Here is a 15,897-nt window from a genome sequence, read left to right as displayed (position 1 = left end):
CTCCATAAAACCTGTGATCAATCTCTCGGGTTCATGGTTCGCTCTGCCGATGGGATTGCAGATGAATCCACCAGGCAGAAGCTCGTTCATTATCTCGAGCAAGTAGGCGCCAGCAATTATTTGCGTATTTCCATTGAAAACGCAGATGACGGCGTGTCTTACCGCGTTTACGCTAATGATCGTTTGATGGCATTGACCCCCCAATTCGATACCACCCAGCTTTGCTCCATACTGCGTCTTGATAGCGCGAATTCTGACCGCGATCTCGAACTTGAAATCGTTTTGGCTATGGCGCGTAGTCCTTTCGAATTTCATTTTCCCAGCATGCAAGAGTTTGAAGCGGCCATGCGAACCCGGCTTCAGGTCGTGCGTATTGCGGCACGTGCGCAAATTTCATTCGGAACTGGACTGGATGAAGTTCGTCCTACAGAGTACTTTCATTTCGATCCAAGTACCAGGTTCACGCTTATACCCGGAGTTTCTCTCATAGACGCACTGAGCGAGGCAATTAATCCGCCCAATACCGACCGTGCCTACTCGTTTTCATGCTATCGGGCATCGGAATATGTATTGGCTCTCGCCTTGGCGCGTGAACTAGCCTCGACCCATCCCGAGTTGCTTGTTCAGATGCAGAACAGATGGCTGAGTCGGCCTATTATGTCCAAAGAGTTTCATGAAGTTCTGTTGTTTGAATATGGTTCGCTTGAGAATCCGGTTCCGATGCAGTTTTATGTCCCCGGCGATCGAGTCTGGTTTAAAAATCCGGATGAGTACTCTTCCGATGTCATTGGATTCGAGGGCTCGTGGGTTTGTTATATCGGCGGCGGACTGTTCAATAATTTCTGGAAAAGTAACAATCCTTTCACGCTGCAATCCAAATGCCTGGAGATTTATCATTGGCGTCACGGTGCATATGTTGATCCCACCGGTGAGCTGCGCATGGACGAAAATATTGTCGAACAGCGCGTTCTTCAGTCTGAATCCTGTCCCGCTGAGGTTGAGTCTATTTTGGAAAAGATGCTTCGTTTCAGAGATCCGAGCGGAGTGTATGAACAGGGCGGATGCATTGACGCCTCTCGAGAGCACTTGAGATGGGTCCATCCCTCCACAACAAACATTTGTATTCCACCAGTCAAAATTATTTAAACAAAGCTTTGTGTGTCCTTTTTGATTTGCACCTCACATATCCTTAAGGCACAATGCGATAAAGAGTTTTCGATTTTTTTTAGATAATTTTGCAACCGCTTGCAAACGGAGATAAAAATGGCTGTTCGTTATTTGAAGCGTGGTAAAGATGCCGCCGAAGTGGCGGATGCAGATGCGAAAGTAAGGTCAACGGTTGAAGGCCTGTTGAGTGATATCGAAAAAAGGGGAGATGTTGCTGTTCGCGAAATGTCGGCCAAGTTCGATAAGTGGGAACCTGAAGAGTTCAAGTTGAGTCAAGCCGCGATCGAAAAGGCTGTTAAACAGCTTTCCCCAAGGGAAATCGAAGACATCAAATTTGCGCAGACTCAAATCAGAAGATTTGCAGAAATCCAACGCGCTTCCATGCAAGATGTTGAAGTTGAAACAATCCCAGGGGTGATCTTGGGTCACAAACACATCCCGGTAAACGCTGTGGGTTGTTATGTGCCTGGTGGGAAATATCCAATGATCGCGTCCGCGCATATGAGCGTGCTGACGGCAAAGGTCGCCGGAGTCAAAAGAATCGTCGCCACCGCGCCTCCTTTTCAAGGTGCCCCTCATCCGGCCATCGTAACTGCGATGCATTTTGCAGGTGCGGATGAAATCCTCTCCTTAGGCGGTATACAGGCAGTCGGCGCCATGGCGCTGGGTACGCAAAGTATTGCTCCGGTGGATATGCTGGTTGGACCCGGAAATATGTTTGTGGCTGAAGCCAAGCGCCAGTTATTCGGCAAAGTGGGTATTGACCTGTTCGCGGGTCCGACTGAAACACTGGTGATCGCAGACGACAGTGTGGATGCAGAAATGTGCGCAGTCGATTTGCTTGGTCAAGCCGAGCATGGCCCAACATCGCCGGCGATTCTTCTGACCAATAGCGAAACGCTAGCGAAGGCGACCATGGTTGAAGTCGAGCGGCAACTGGGCATATTGCCTACAGCCGACATTGCACGTGTTTCATGGGCTGAGCATGGGGAGGTGATCGTCTGTGACACTATAGATGAAATGATCGCTACCGCAGACCAGCTTGCTTTTGAACACGTTCAGATTCTGACCAAGGATCCGGATCTGTTTCTTAAGCGCTTAACCAACTACGGGGCATTGTTTTTAGGACCCAGAACCAATGTCAGTTTTGGCGACAAGGTGATCGGCACCAACCACACACTGCCAACCAAGCGCAGCGCACGCTTTACGGGTGGTCTTTGGGTGGGTAAGTTCCTGAAGACTTGCACTTATCAACGCGTGACCACGGATGCTGCGTCGGCATTGATAGGGGAATATTGTTCAAGACTGTGTCACATGGAAAATTTCGCAGGCCATGGCGAACAGGCAAATTTGCGCGTCAGGCGTTACGGCGATCGTGCTGAAGTTCCCTGGTACGAACCAGTCGCGGCTAAAAATTAATTCATGGGTTAGAGTAGAAATTTAGCTTTTAAGCCGGTATCAACCCCGGGTGGTAGGAGACTTAATAATGATCAAATCAAAACTAATCAAATCGATTGCCTTGTTCTTCTCAGGTATGTTGTGCCTATTCGGTACAACGTTAGTACAAGCTCAAGACGCATATCCAAACAAGTCAATCCGTTTTATTGTTCCATATCCACCCGGTGGTGTCAGCGACAACTCAAGCCGTGCGATTGCCGAAAGGCTCGGACGCGAATTGAAAGCCACCATGGTCATCGAAAACAAGGCGGGGGCGGCTTCGACTATTGCCAGCATGTTTGTCGCCAGGTCACCGGCCGATGGTTATACGTTGTACGCTGCTCCCGTATCAATTGTGATCAATCCGGTTTTGCAATCCAAAGTTGAATACAGTCCTTCAAAAGATTTTGCGCCGGTATCGATGATGATCACATCGGCTTTCGTTCTTCAGACAAACAAGGATTTACCTGTCAGTAACTTGAAGGAATTGCTTGCGCTGATTCGAGCTAATCCGGACAAATACACGATCGGTACGTCAGGACTCGGATCCATCAACCATCTGGCCGCCGAATATTTCATCAGGACGTTCAACTTGAAAATGTCCGTGATTCACTACAAGGGTGGAATGCCTGCAGCGCAAGATATGCTCGGCGGCAATATCCATATGATGTTCTCGGCGACTAATGAAGCATTGCCATTTGTCACATCCGGTCGAACAAAAGGTATCGCCGTATCGACTGCCCAGCGCATTTCTTCTTTGCCTGATCTGCCGACGATTGATGAAGCAGCAGGCATCAAGGGGTTCAATGCAGAATTCTGGCTGGCTTTGCTTGTTCCGGCCAATACGCCTGCTGCAGTGGTCCAGCGACTTGAAACTGCCATGCAGGTGGTCGGAGCGGATCAGGCCTTGCGCGAAGACCTGGCTAAGAAGGGCGTAGACATGAAAGTATCCAGTCCTCAGGTCGTCAAACAATTCATGGAGCGCGATGGTAAAAAATGGGGCGATATTATTCGTGCGCTAGGAATCAAAGAATAATAAGTAAGCGTTGTCGCAGCGTATATGTCCCCGGGAGTCGTTACAATTCGATTATTCTTCCGGGGCAGGATACTGAACAATGTCTGATGTCATTGCACTTATATTTGACTTTGACGATACGCTCGCACCAGATAGCACATCGGGATTTCTCGAAACGATTGGTGTAGACACTCAGCAGTTTTGGACAAAACGCGTCGATCCTCTGTTGGCGCAGGATTGGGATCCTGTGCCGGCATACTTGCATCAGATGATCGAACTCTCGCGCGAGCGAGGTGATCAGCCGATTACCCGTCAGCAGCTACAAAGCTGGGGTGAAACCTTGCCCTTGCATACTGGCGTAGAAACTTTGTTTTCTCGCTTACGCGAGCAGGTCAGAAAAGTACATCCTCAGGTTCAGCTCGAGTTTTATCTGATCTCAAGCGGCATCGGTGATGTTGTGAGACATACACGCATTGCGCACGAATTCACCGGCATTTGGGCGTCCGAATTTATCTACGATGAGCATGGTGCGATCTCTTTTCCTCGCAGAATCGTGAGCTTTACCGATAAAACCCGTTATTTGTTCCATATTCAGAAGGGTATAGTAGGCCCTGCCTATGTGGGTAAACCATTCGAAGTCAATCGAAAAGTTCCGGAAGACCGATTGCGCGTTCCGTTCGATCAAATGGTTTTTGTTGGCGATGGATATACCGATATTCCTTGCTTTTCGCTAATCAGAAGATCAGGCGGATTTGCCTTTGGTGTTTGGGATCCCAAGCATCGAGATAAGCGTAGCCGCGCCTGGGGATTTATCGAAGATGGTCGCGTTTCGAACCTAAATCAAGCGCGCTACGATAATGATGCCGAGCTTTATCAGTGGCTCGAAGAGGCTTTGACCAGTTTGGCCGGTAGGGTGGCATTGAAATCCAGGCTGTATCGTGGATGAAGTTTTTATGCAGCTTGCCATGGAGCAGGCGGTACTGGCCGAACAATTAGGCGAAGTGCCGGTCGGGGCGGTCGTGGTTGATCCGCAAGGTGTGGTGATTGCAGCAGGTTACAACCGAACGATTACGGATCGTGACCCCACCGCACATGCCGAGATCGTTGCCCTCAGAAACGCGTCGTCGATTCTTGATAATTACCGTTTGCCCGGCTTGAGCTTGTATGTCACGCTCGAGCCTTGCTCCATGTGCATGGGCGCGATGATGCATGCGCGATTATCACGCGTAGTGTTCGGTGCCCATGATCCAAAAACTGGGGTGTGCGGCAGTGTTTTGAATTTGCATGAATTTAAGCAGTTGAATCACCATACTGAAGTATCGGGTGGAGTTCTTGCTGATGATTGCGGAAATGTATTACGTCAGTTTTTTAAAAAACGGCGTGCTAAGGATATAGAAAATGGCTCGACATAAACTTGATGCACTGCCTGACGCAAGCGGCATCTACATTATTTCCCCCTCAAGCGCTGTTGCAGATCCGACCGCACTGGATCGTGCGCAGTCGCGTTTGAGCAAAATGGGTTTCAAAGTAGCGATTGACCGGACTGCGTTGTCGCGTCACCAACGTTTTGCAGGTACGGATGTCCAGCGGCTGGCTGCTTTTTCGCGCGCCATTAAGCAGAAACTACCCATCGTGATGGCATCGCGTGGTGGTTATGGGGTAGGGCGTCTTTTTCCCTCTCTTGATTGGAAGGCGCTTGAAAATTCCGGTAAGCGATTCATTGGTCAAAGTGATTTCACCGCGTTCAGTTTGGCATTGCTCGCCAAGACCGGCATGATCAGCTACGCAGGACCAACCGCATGTTTTGATTTTGGAGGCTCAAAAACCGAGATTTTGACCACTGAAATTTTTTGTGAAGCCATGCGAGGCGAGTTGGAAATCCTGAGCTTCGAGACTGCGGATGCCGATAGCGTTGATTGTCGCGGCGTGTTGTGGGGCGGTAATCTTGCGATGCTGACATCGCTGTTGGGTACGCCCTATTTGCCGAAAATCAAGGGCGGCATTCTGTTTGTCGAGGATGTAGGAGAACATCCGTATCGAATCGAAAGAATGTTGAATCAACTCGCCCAGGCGGGGGTGCTCGGAAAACAAAAAGCACTTCTTCTTGGCGGCTTCACTGAGTACAAGCTTGCCGCTCATGATCAAGGGTACAATCTCAAGGAGGCAATCAAATTTATTCGCAAGACGGTAGGCATACCTGTAATTACAGGATTGCCTTACGGACACACCGAAATCAAGGCAACCCTACCCATTGGAGCAAAGGTAGGCGTCGCGACCGAAAAAGGGATGGCACATCTTGTCCTGGATGAGCACGTGCACTAGTGACTGCCGCCTAGATAGGCCGCTTTCACCGCCGGGTCATTCTTGAGTTTTTCCGCTTCACCGTGTGCGGTGATGCGGCCGTTTTCAAGAACATAACCGTAATCCGCAACGTTCAAGGCAGCGGCAGCGAATTGTTCTACCAGAAGCATGGTAACGCCTTCTGTCTTGAGTCTTGCAATAATCCGAAACACCTCATCGACCAGAATGGGTGCAAGACCCATTGAGGGCTCGTCGAGCAAAATGATTTCAGGATTGAGCATGATTGCACGCGCCATGGCGAGCATCTGCTGTTCACCACCAGAAAGCGTGCCGGCTAATTGGCTGCGACGCTCTTTCAAGCGTGGAAACAAATCCATTGCTCGTTCCAGGTCGCCTTTTACGTCGCCTTTTGGGCGGCTTCCCGTGAAACGAGGAAATGCGCCAAGTGTCAGATTGTCTGTAACCGTCATGGTCGAGAAGACGCGCCGTCCTTCAGGTGAGTGCGCCAATCCCAATCGAGCGATTTTGTATGAGTCGTAACCATCAATCTTGTGAGTACCCAGAACGATTTCACCGGCGGTGGGTTTGATCATGCCGGTGACTGCGCGCATCGTGGTCGTCTTGCCGGCACCATTTGACCCGATCAATGTAACGACTTGGCCTTTAGGCACATTAATACTAATGCCGTGCAAGACTTTGACTTTGCCATAGCCGGCTTCGAGATTTTTAATCGATAGCATATGTATTCCTGATCTCTTGTCGGTTACGCAGATTGACCGCCCAAGTAGGCTTCAATCACTTTTTCGTTGGCTTGAACTTCTGCCGGTTTACCTTCGGCGATTTTTTGTCCGAAGTCCAGAACCGAGACCTTGTCGCATGCAGCCATGACGACGTCCATGTGGTGTTCGATCAGGATGACGGTAATGCCGTGTTCACGTATTTTTTCGATGATGACCAGCAGCTCTTTGATGTCAGGCGCAGTCAGGCCTGCTGCAGGCTCGTCCAGTAGCAACAGGTTGGGATCTAATGCCAACGCTCTGGCAATTTCCAGGACGCGTTGCTTACCGTAGGGCAGATTGCGGGCTTCCTCGTTTGCAAGGGAATCAAGTCCGACAAACTCCAGTAGTCCCAGAGCGCGCTCCCTCGCTGCGGATTCTTCGTTGGTGAATTTCGGAAGATGCAGCGAAACGTCCAGCAGGTTTGATTCAAACGTATGATGCAGACCGACAAGAATGTTTTCAAGTGCAGTCATTTCGCCGAACAACTGAACGTTCTGGAAAGTCCGTGCGATGCCTGATAGCGCGATTTCGGAAGAAGTTTTACCGACAACGCTATTGCTGGCATAAACGACGTCACCGGCAGTCGGCGTGTAAATTCCGGTGAGCACGTTCATCATGGTGCTTTTGCCGGATCCGTTCGGACCGATCAGGCCATGAATTGTGCCGCGCTGAATCTGAAGATCCACATTGTTCAACGCCTTTAAGCCGCCAAATTGCATCAGTACAGATTTGACGTCGAGCAATACCCCACCTTTTGTGGTGTCGGACGCTGCACTGATGACATCTTTTGATGTGTGCTTGATATCTTTAAGTTCAGCATCTTTGGCTGCGGCGGAAGCAGACTTACCTGTTAGCGCGGCGTAATAGTTACGAACGAATCCGACAATACCATCCTGCAGGTAATAAACCACCAGCAGAATCATGCAGCCGAAAATAGTCAATCGCCAATCGGTGATGTTTTCTAGCCAGAACGAAAATGCCGCCAGGCCGATCGTGCCAGCGAGCGGGATCGCGATTTTCTTGGCGGTCGTTAATTGTTTGCTGAGCGAAAACAAGGCAATCACGATAAACAGAATGGCGATGGCTACCGCGACCATACGGAATAGAACGATGTCATCCAGCAGTTTTGGCAGCATGACAATAATGAAAGAGCCGATCAACGCACCAATCCGCGACTTTCGACCACCCATGATGACGGCAAGCAGGAATAGAACGCTTAATTCGATCACATAGGTGTTCGGTGAAATGTACTGTTCGGAGTATGAGTACATACATCCTGCCAGCCCTGCGAAACCGGCACTAATCACAAATGCGTAAACCTTGAAACGGTAAACCGAGACTCCCATGCAATCGCAAGCAACCGGGCTATCTCTCAATGCCTCGAAGGCGCGCCCCAGATGTGATTTCATGATTCGATGCACAACGAGCAAGCTCAGAAGCATCAGAACGCATACGACCCAGTAATATTCGTCCTCCGTCATCGGACGTCCAAATAGATTCGGCTTTGGAATTTTGATGCCTACCGGACCTTCGGTCAGGAAACTCATCTCGTTGATCAGAATCTGGATGATGGTTCCGAAGGCAAGCGTCACCATCGCAAGGTATGGACCGATCACTTTTAGCGCCGGTAACGCAAGTAGGCCGCCAAACGCTGCCGTGATGATGATCGCTGCCGGAACGGTTACCCAGAAAGGCATGCCTAGTTTGATGAACAAAACGCCCGCAACATAGGAGCCGATACCGAAGAGTCCGGCATGACCTAGCGATACTTGACCCGTATATCCAACCACGATGTCCAGACCGAAAAGCAAGACGGCGTAGATCAGGATGGTTTCAACCAGATGGATGTAATAGGGATTGTCGACAACAAGCGGGAAGCCGAACAGGGCGACAATGGCCGTAACCATGAGTAGATGTTTTAATTTCATGATCAGACCTTCTTGATCGCTGTTTTGCCAAAGAGACCTGCGGGTTTGATCGCAAGAACCAGCAGTAGAAGTACAAGCCCGGGCACATCTTTATAACCGGTGGAAATATAGAATCCGGTGGCTGTTTCAGCGATGCCGAGAATCAATCCACCAACAATGATGCCCATGCCACTGGAAAGGCCGCCAATAATCGCAACGGCGAATGCTTTCAGACCGAGTGCAATACCCATGGTCGCTCCGGTGAGCGTAAGCGGAGCAACCAGCACACCGGCAAAAGAGGCTGTCAAAGAAGACAGGGCATAAGAAAACGTAATGACCAAACCCGTGTTGATGCCCATCAGTCCGGCGGCGTCCCGGTCGTTCGAAGTGGCAACAACTGCTTTGCCGTATATAGTTTTACGGTTGAAAAATTCGACAAGCAGCATCATGCCAAGCGCGCCAGCCACAACAACCAGGTCCATCGGCAAAACGTTAGCGCCCAGCAGTTTGATCGGATCGTCATCGATCGGGGAGGGGAACTTCATATCGTCGCGACCCCAGAGGTTTTCCGCGACGTTTTTGAAAATAATGCCCAAGGCGATTGTTGACATGATCCAGCCGAATTCCGACTTGATCTTGATTGCGGGGCGAACGCCGATGAGCTCGACAAAACTACCCTGAAGTGCGCCGAACACGCAGACGATAGGTATCATCAGCCAATAATTCATGCCGAAATTGTCGACAAGGGTCAGGCCTACCATTGCCCCAAGCATCAGAGCTTCACCTTGACCGAAGTTCAAGGTACCTGAAGTGGCGAAGGTTAATTGGTAGCCAAACGCGATGACTGCGTAAATCATCCCGAGAGAGATGCCGCTAAAAACCAGTTGGAGCAGGATTTCCATAGGAAGGTCCCTGGGAATGAAGGTCGTTAAATTTTGAAACAAACACTGCTGCTGCGATTAAAAACGCCGCGCATTTAAAGCGCGGCGTTTGGTTCAGGGCAGTGATCACCCTATAAAGCGGAATTACGGTGCTGCTTTCTTGACACGAACCTGACCTGCGGTCTTTTGCTCATCAGGGTTAGCGTATCCAACTCGACCGGCTTTAACTTCGCCCATCAAAGGAATGTTCGATGTGATTGCCTCATGGTCGGTTTTAGTGAATGGCTTGTCATATGTTGTGACAACACCATCAACCTTTGTGTTGAGGTTTTCGAGGGCAGCAAGCACTTTTGGTCCTTCGGTTGTGCCGGCTTGTTTCATCGCAGCGACAAGAAGCAGAATCGAGTCGTAACCCTGTGCAGCCGACACTGGCGAATCGATACGGTCTTTCTTGGGTTTGAAGTCCTTTAGGTATGCTGCAATAAAGGCTTTACGCTTTTCGGTGCTGCCATCTTGAATGAATGTCTGCGGCATGGTAGCGCCATCGCCGTTCTTGCCGGCGGTGTCGATGAAGTTCGCCATAGACAGGGTCCAGCTGCCGATCATCGGCTTTTTCCAGCCAAGCTTGGCCATGCCGTTTGCGATTTGGGCTAGTTCAGGTCCGATTGCGTAAGTCAGGATGACTTCGGCACCGGCTTCCTTAGCCTTAAGCAACTGAGGTGTCATGTCAACATCTTTAATGTTGAATTTTTCATCGGCAACGGGCGTAATCCCTTTGGCGGCAAGAGCGGCAGTCAAGTCTTTACGACCCAGATCGCCGTATGCGGTCGAGTCGGCAAGGATGGCGACTTTCTTGAACCCGCGGCGTGTAATCGCTTCCTCGACAATCATTGGTGCCTGAATATTGTCGGCTGCCGAGTTACGGAAAACGTAGTTTTCGGGCTCTTTCTCAAACTGTTTGGTAATCAGTGTACCGGTCGCGACGTTATTCATCACGGGAATCTTCGCTTCCTGGAAGAAACGCTGCGAAGCCAAAGCTACGCCAGTATTGATGTAACCGACGACAGCGACAACTTTTGTTTTGTTGACCAATTCTTGGGCAATCTGAACACCACGCTCGTTTTTGGCTTCATCATCGCGCTCGATGAGTTCGATTTTTTTGCCAAGTACTCCGCCTGCGGCGTTGACTTCTTTGGCAGCCAGTCGAACGCCATCACGCATGCTGACGCCCATTGAAGAGGATCCGCCAGTGAAGGGTCCGATCACACCAATTTTGATTGTTTCTTGTGCAAAAGCACCAGCAGTTGCCAGTGTGCAAGCCGCGACGGCGGTTAGAACTTTATGACTCAATTTCATGATTGCTCCTCGGCCAACTTGAATCAGTTGAGATTAAACATTTTAGCGAGAATCGCTTTGAAAACTCGTGGTGTTTCGTTGGGGTTTTCCCCTGAATTAGTATCGACATTGAAGCTAAATCCTGACAATTCGCTTACAAAAGTCGTTATTTCGTGATTTTCTACTGTTATGAGTGTTTGTCAAAGAGTTGTTTTGTTTCGCGTGCGACGTCTCCTGATAACAAGATGATGCCGATCAGGTTAGGAATCGCCATTAACCCGTTGAACACATCCGATACCGCCCACACCAGATCTAGTGAAACGATGGTTCCGAGCATCACGAAACTTATATAGATGAATCTATAGACCTTTATCGAACCCGATCCAAACAGGTACTGTGTACATTTTTCGCCATAAAAGCTCCAGCCCAATATGGTCGAATAGGAAAAGAAGATCAGTCCGATCGTGACGATCCAGCCGCCCGGTCCGGGCAATAAAACATTAAATGTCTGGCTGGTCAGTGCCGCTCCGTTCAGTCCGGACGTGTACAGTCCGCCCATCACCAATGCAAGCCCCGTGATGGAACAGACTACGATGGTGTCAATGAATGTTCCAGTCATGGATACAAGTGCTTGTTTGCTGGCGTGATCAGTTTTGGCGGCTGCGGCTGCAATCGGGGCTGTACCGAGTCCGGCTTCATTAGAAAATAAGCCTCTCGCGATCCCGTAGCGAATAACTGTGCCCAGGGCGCCACCCGCAACGGCATTTCCGGTGAAGGCATCATCGAATATCAGTCTGAGAGCGGGAATCAGCAGCTCGAGGTTTGTAAATATGATTGTCAGCCCTCCCAGAATATATAAGAGAGCCATGCCGGGAACGATCACGCCGGCAACGCGTGCGATGCTATGAATGCCACCTAGCATGACTAAGGCGGTGATGAGGGTCAGAATCATCCCGGTGATCCAGGGGCTGATTCCGAACGAGCTTTCGATTGCATGCGCAACAGAATTGGACTGCACTGAGCAACCTGTACCGAGAGCTGCAATCATGCCAAAAAATGCGAACGCCATGGCGAGCCATTTCATGTTCAGCCCGCGTTCGATGTAGTACATCGGGCCCCCGGCCATTTGACCGCTTTCGTCCCTGACGCGATATAAAATCGCCAGCAATCCTTCGGCATACTTGGTTGCCATGCCCGCCAAGGCGGTCAACCACATCCAGAAGATCGCCCCGGGTCCTCCCAAAACGACAGCGGTTGCAACACCGGCGATGTTTCCCGTGCCGATGGTGGCTGCTAGTGCAGTCATAAGTGATTGAAATTGGGATATGTCTCCGGCGGACTTGTCATCCTGGTTGCGCGAAAAGGCCAGTTTTAATGCGTAAGGCAACATCCGAAACTGCACGCCACTCAATCTGATGGTCAAATAGAGTCCCGTGCCGACTAGAAGTGTAAGTAGGGCTGGACCCCAAATATATCCTCCGATCGTTCCGCATAAAGCGGTTAAAGTATCAACCGTCGCACTCCATGAAGCGTCTTGCATGATTTACTCCCGTACTTTGCGCTGTATTCACATAACAGCAAGACTGGAGATCATATGGATGGCTTCGGAAAATAGGACGTAATTTCACCAGTTGTTACACTGAAAACTTATCTATCAAGATGTAACTGCAGTATTTACTTTATTGGCTTACCGTGATAACCGCATCAAACCTCACCATACAGTTCGGTCCCAAACCGCTTTTCGAAAATATCAATGTCAAGTTCGGGGAGGGAAACCGTTACGGCTTGATCGGGGCAAACGGATCCGGCAAATCGACATTGATGAAGATTATTGGTGGAGATCTTGAGCCATCCGCTGGAAACGTATTTTTGGAACCGGGCCTAAGGCTCGGTAAGTTGCGTCAAGATCAATTCGCCTATGAGGATTCACGCGTCATTGATGTCGTTCTGATGGGACATACCGAAATGTGGGATGCAATGTCGCAGCGCGATGCGATTTACGCGAACCCGGATGCCACGGACGATGACTACATGCGTGCGGCCGATCTCGAGGCCAAGTTCGCCGAATACGACGGCTATACAGCCGAGGCGCGCGCCGGTGAGCTTTTGCTGGGCCTCGAGTTTCCGGTCGAACAGCACCAATTGCCCATGCGCGAGATTGCTCCCGGCTGGAAATTGCGCGTTCTGCTTGCGCAAGCCTTGTTCTCAAATCCCGACGTATTGTTGCTGGACGAGCCAACTAACAACTTGGACATCAACACCATCAGATGGCTTGAGGATGTATTGAATGACTATCAAAGTACGATGATCATTATTAGTCACGATCGCCACTTTCTGAATCAGGTCTGTACTCACATGGCTGATTTGGATTTCGGCGAGTTGCGAGTCTATCCGGGCAATTATGACGACTACATGCTCGCCTCGACTCAGGCGCGCGAACGTGTGTCCGCTTCAAACGCTAAGGCCAAAGAGCGAGTTCAGGAGCTTCAGGATTTCGTGCGCAGGTTTTCGGCGAACAAGTCCAAGGCTAGGCAAGCGACTTCCAGACTCAAGCAAATTGATCGGATCAAAGCCGAACAGATTGAGGTCAAGCCGTCTTCACGACAAAATCCATTCATTCGTTTTGAGCAACTCAAGGTCATGCACCGTCAGGCGGTGACGATCGAACATATCCAGAAATCTTTTGATCACCCAGTGATCAAACCATTTTCGGCCATGGTTGAGGCGGGCGAGAAAATCGCAATCATCGGCGCCAACGGGGTCGGCAAAACGACATTGCTGAGAATGCTGGCCAACGACTTGAGTCCCGATCGCGGCACGATCAAATGGTCTGAAAACGCCGATCTTGGCTATATGGCGCAAGACGTTTCCGATCAATTTACGTCTAAGGATGACAACCTGTTCGAATGGATGACTCATTACCGCCAACCGGGAGATGATGATCAGTCGATTCGTTCCGTTCTGGGCAGGTTGCTGTTTTCGGCCGATGATTTGCCTAAATCTCCCAGCGTGTTGTCTGGAGGCGAGAAAAACAGGATGACTTTTGGTCGCCTGATGCTTAAAAAGCATAACGTCATGCTGATGGATGAGCCGACCAATCACCTTGACATGGAATCGATCGAGTCTCTTCAAATGGCTCTGGATAAGTACAAGGGCACATTGTTTTTCGTTTCGCACGATCGAGAGTTCGTGTCGGGATTGGCAACGCGTGTCTGGGAAATCCAGGCTGGCGGCGAGGTAGTCGACTATCGCGGTCCATATGAAGAGTTTCTTGCTTCCCGCGGCATTGATCACTGATGGCATGATCCAGGCATGATCATTCTCGGATTTGAAAGTTCGTGCGATGAAACCGGTGTGGCTGCGGTTTGTAGCGACAAGGGATTGCTTGCGCACTCGCTTCACACGCAAGTAGCCATGCATGCCCACTACGGCGGCGTTGTGCCTGAGCTTGCATCGCGCGATCATGTCAGGCGGGTGATTCCCCTGACGCGTCAGGTATTGAGTCAAGCCGGTATTTCATTATCGGATGTAGGCGCGATCGCTTACACGGCTGGCCCCGGATTGGCAGGCGCCTTGCTTGTCGGTGCGAGTGTTGCCCAGGCAATCGCTTGGTCGCTTGAGCTACCGGCCATCCCGATTCATCATCTTGAAGGTCATCTCCTGTCGCCACGCATGGCTTTGCCGTGTCCCGAGTTTCCTTTCGTTGCTCTTCTTGTGTCGGGCGGTCATACACAACTGATGCGCGTGGATGACGTCGGTCAGTACGAATTGTTGGGCGAAACACTTGATGATGCAGCCGGTGAGGCATTTGATAAAACGGCCAAACTTCTGGGACTGGGATATCCAGGAGGGCCGGCATTAGCCAAGCTTGCCGAGCGGGGAGATCCTAAGAAATTCGATTTGCCCAGGCCGATGCTGCACAGCCCAAACCTTGATTTCAGTTTTAGCGGTTTGAAAACGGCTGTGATGATTCAGCAGAAAAAAATGCTTGAAAATCCGGATATTAATGGGAATATTTTGGCTGATTTGGCCGCCTCTACGCAGGATGCCATTGTCGAAGTGCTTGTCGCGAAATCGATTGCGGCTCTTAAGCAAACGGGGCTCAAGCGTCTGGTTGTTGCCGGTGGTGTTGGAGCCAATCAGTCTTTGAGGCAGCGATTGTTATCGCGATTGAAGCGCATTGGGGCCGGTGCCTATTTCCCCCCGCTGGATTTATGCACTGATAATGGCGCGATGATTGCGTATGCAGCTGCGCAACGAGTGAATCGTGGTTTGGTCGATCTTACAGGGCAAGATCATGGATTTAATGTGATGCCTCGTTGGCCTTTGTCACAGATTTAACTTATTTTTTCGAGCCGATTTTCGATTCGGTGCCGTTCAGAATGCGAGAAATATTGGCGCTATGCCTGTAAATCAGCATCAGACTGATGAAAACCAGAGCCATGGTCGCGCCCGGTTGCGCATTCCATGCGCCGAACTGACCGCCCAGATAGAACACCACTGGTGCGCAGACGGCGCTTACCAGCGCCGCAAGCGAAGACATTTTGAAGATGACGGCTGTTAAGACCCACAGGAACAGACATATCAAGGCAAGCATGGGTTGCAATGCCAGAATGACCCCCACAGCTGTAGCCACCCCTTTACCGCCTTTAAACTTTAGGAAAATTGGGTACAAATGACCGAGAAATACCATCACGGCGGTCAACGCAACGACAGCGCCGGTTCCAAGTAATTTTTGGCTTAACCATACGGCAAACCAGCCTTTTGCCGCATCGCCGATCAGTGTGAGCGCTGCAGCCCCCTTGTTGCCGGACCGTAAAACGTTGGTCGCCCCCGGATTGCCCGATCCGTAAGAACGGGGGTCTTGCAAGCCGAACATTTTGCTGACGACAACCGCGAAGGGAATCGAGCCAATCAGATAGGCGCACGCTAGCCAAATGACAGGGAGAGATGCTTGCATGATCGTAAAGAATCCGTTGAGTCCAGTGGTGCTGAGGTGTAGAAAGATCGACTAAAAATCCTGACTAGCGTTCATTCTAGCTTGCTGTCTGCCACCGGGAGCAATTTAATCATTT

14 protein-coding genes are annotated in these 15,897 nt (G+C 50.4%); 8 read left to right on the top strand and 6 right to left on the bottom strand.

Annotated features, from left to right (window positions below; genetic code table 11):
* Positions 1–33: 33 nt before the first annotated feature.
* The 6 genes from G3I67_RS02105 (at position 34) to G3I67_RS02080 (ending at position 5,941) form a co-directional block, all read left to right on the top strand.
* Complete coding sequence (locus tag G3I67_RS02105) at positions 34–1,146, top strand: TGL-type protein-glutamine gamma-glutamyltransferase (protein ID WP_163651297.1); 1,113 nt, start codon at positions 34–36, stop codon at positions 1,144–1,146.
* Positions 1,147–1,263: 117 nt separating this feature from the next.
* Positions 1,264–2,586, top strand: coding sequence for a histidinol dehydrogenase (gene hisD / locus G3I67_RS02100; RefSeq protein ID WP_163651296.1), 1,323 nt, complete (start codon positions 1,264–1,266; stop codon positions 2,584–2,586).
* A gap of 67 nt (positions 2,587–2,653) precedes the next feature.
* A complete protein-coding gene (locus tag G3I67_RS02095) occupies positions 2,654–3,640 on the top strand; it encodes a Bug family tripartite tricarboxylate transporter substrate binding protein (protein WP_163651295.1) in 987 nt (328 codons plus the stop codon).
* Between the two features lie 79 nt (positions 3,641–3,719).
* On the top strand, positions 3,720–4,565 hold the full coding sequence (locus tag G3I67_RS02090; RefSeq protein WP_163651294.1) for an HAD family hydrolase: 846 nt from the start codon (positions 3,720–3,722) through the stop codon (positions 4,563–4,565).
* Between the two features lie 7 nt (positions 4,566–4,572).
* A complete protein-coding gene (gene tadA, locus G3I67_RS02085; RefSeq protein ID WP_163651438.1) occupies positions 4,573–5,031 on the top strand; it encodes a tRNA adenosine(34) deaminase TadA in 459 nt (152 codons plus the stop codon).
* Positions 5,018–5,941 carry an LD-carboxypeptidase gene (locus tag G3I67_RS02080; protein WP_163651293.1) on the top strand — a complete coding sequence of 308 codons (924 nt, stop codon included), beginning with the start codon at positions 5,018–5,020 and terminating at the stop codon, positions 5,939–5,941. Before tadA ends, G3I67_RS02080 begins: the two co-directional genes overlap by 14 nt.
* On the opposite strand, the gene G3I67_RS02075 is transcribed toward G3I67_RS02080, so the two are convergent.
* The 5 genes from G3I67_RS02075 to G3I67_RS02055 form a co-directional block, all read right to left on the bottom strand.
* Positions 5,938–6,660 carry an ABC transporter ATP-binding protein gene (locus tag G3I67_RS02075; protein WP_163651292.1) on the bottom strand — a complete coding sequence of 241 codons (723 nt, stop codon included), beginning with the start codon at positions 6,658–6,660 and terminating at the stop codon, positions 5,938–5,940. The genes G3I67_RS02080 and G3I67_RS02075 overlap by 4 nt on opposite strands.
* A gap of 23 nt (positions 6,661–6,683) precedes the next feature.
* Positions 6,684–8,627 carry a branched-chain amino acid ABC transporter ATP-binding protein/permease gene (locus G3I67_RS02070; RefSeq protein WP_163651291.1) on the bottom strand — a complete coding sequence of 648 codons (1,944 nt, stop codon included), beginning with the start codon at positions 8,625–8,627 and terminating at the stop codon, positions 6,684–6,686.
* A 2-nt stretch (positions 8,628–8,629) separates the two neighbouring features.
* Positions 8,630–9,508: a branched-chain amino acid ABC transporter permease gene (locus G3I67_RS02065; protein ID WP_163651290.1), complete on the bottom strand. Its 879-nt coding sequence runs from the start codon at positions 9,506–9,508 to the stop codon at positions 8,630–8,632.
* Between the two features lie 123 nt (positions 9,509–9,631).
* Positions 9,632–10,843: an ABC transporter substrate-binding protein gene (locus G3I67_RS02060; RefSeq protein WP_163651289.1), complete on the bottom strand. Its 1,212-nt coding sequence runs from the start codon at positions 10,841–10,843 to the stop codon at positions 9,632–9,634.
* A 166-nt stretch (positions 10,844–11,009) separates the two neighbouring features.
* Positions 11,010–12,362 (bottom strand): alanine/glycine:cation symporter family protein, encoded by a 1,353-nt coding sequence (locus tag G3I67_RS02055; protein ID WP_163651288.1) that lies wholly within the window; start codon positions 12,360–12,362, stop codon positions 11,010–11,012.
* Between the two features lie 152 nt (positions 12,363–12,514).
* On the opposite strand from G3I67_RS02055, the gene G3I67_RS02050 reads away from it, so the two are divergent.
* Both G3I67_RS02050 and tsaD read left to right on the top strand, forming a co-directional pair.
* Positions 12,515–14,119 (top strand): ABC-F family ATPase, encoded by a 1,605-nt coding sequence (locus tag G3I67_RS02050; RefSeq protein WP_163651287.1) that lies wholly within the window; start codon positions 12,515–12,517, stop codon positions 14,117–14,119.
* A gap of 15 nt (positions 14,120–14,134) precedes the next feature.
* On the top strand, positions 14,135–15,163 hold the full coding sequence (gene tsaD / locus G3I67_RS02045; protein ID WP_163651286.1) for a tRNA (adenosine(37)-N6)-threonylcarbamoyltransferase complex transferase subunit TsaD: 1,029 nt from the start codon (positions 14,135–14,137) through the stop codon (positions 15,161–15,163).
* Position 15,164: 1 nt separating this feature from the next.
* On the opposite strand, the gene plsY is transcribed toward tsaD, so the two are convergent.
* A complete protein-coding gene (gene plsY / locus G3I67_RS02040; RefSeq protein WP_163651285.1) occupies positions 15,165–15,782 on the bottom strand; it encodes a glycerol-3-phosphate 1-O-acyltransferase PlsY in 618 nt (205 codons plus the stop codon).
* Positions 15,783–15,897 lie beyond the last annotated feature (115 nt).

The organism is Sheuella amnicola (assembly GCF_010499255.1).
Taxonomy (GTDB): domain Bacteria; phylum Pseudomonadota; class Gammaproteobacteria; order Burkholderiales; family Burkholderiaceae_B; genus Zwartia; species Zwartia amnicola.
This window is presented reverse-complemented; position numbering and strand designations above follow the sequence as displayed.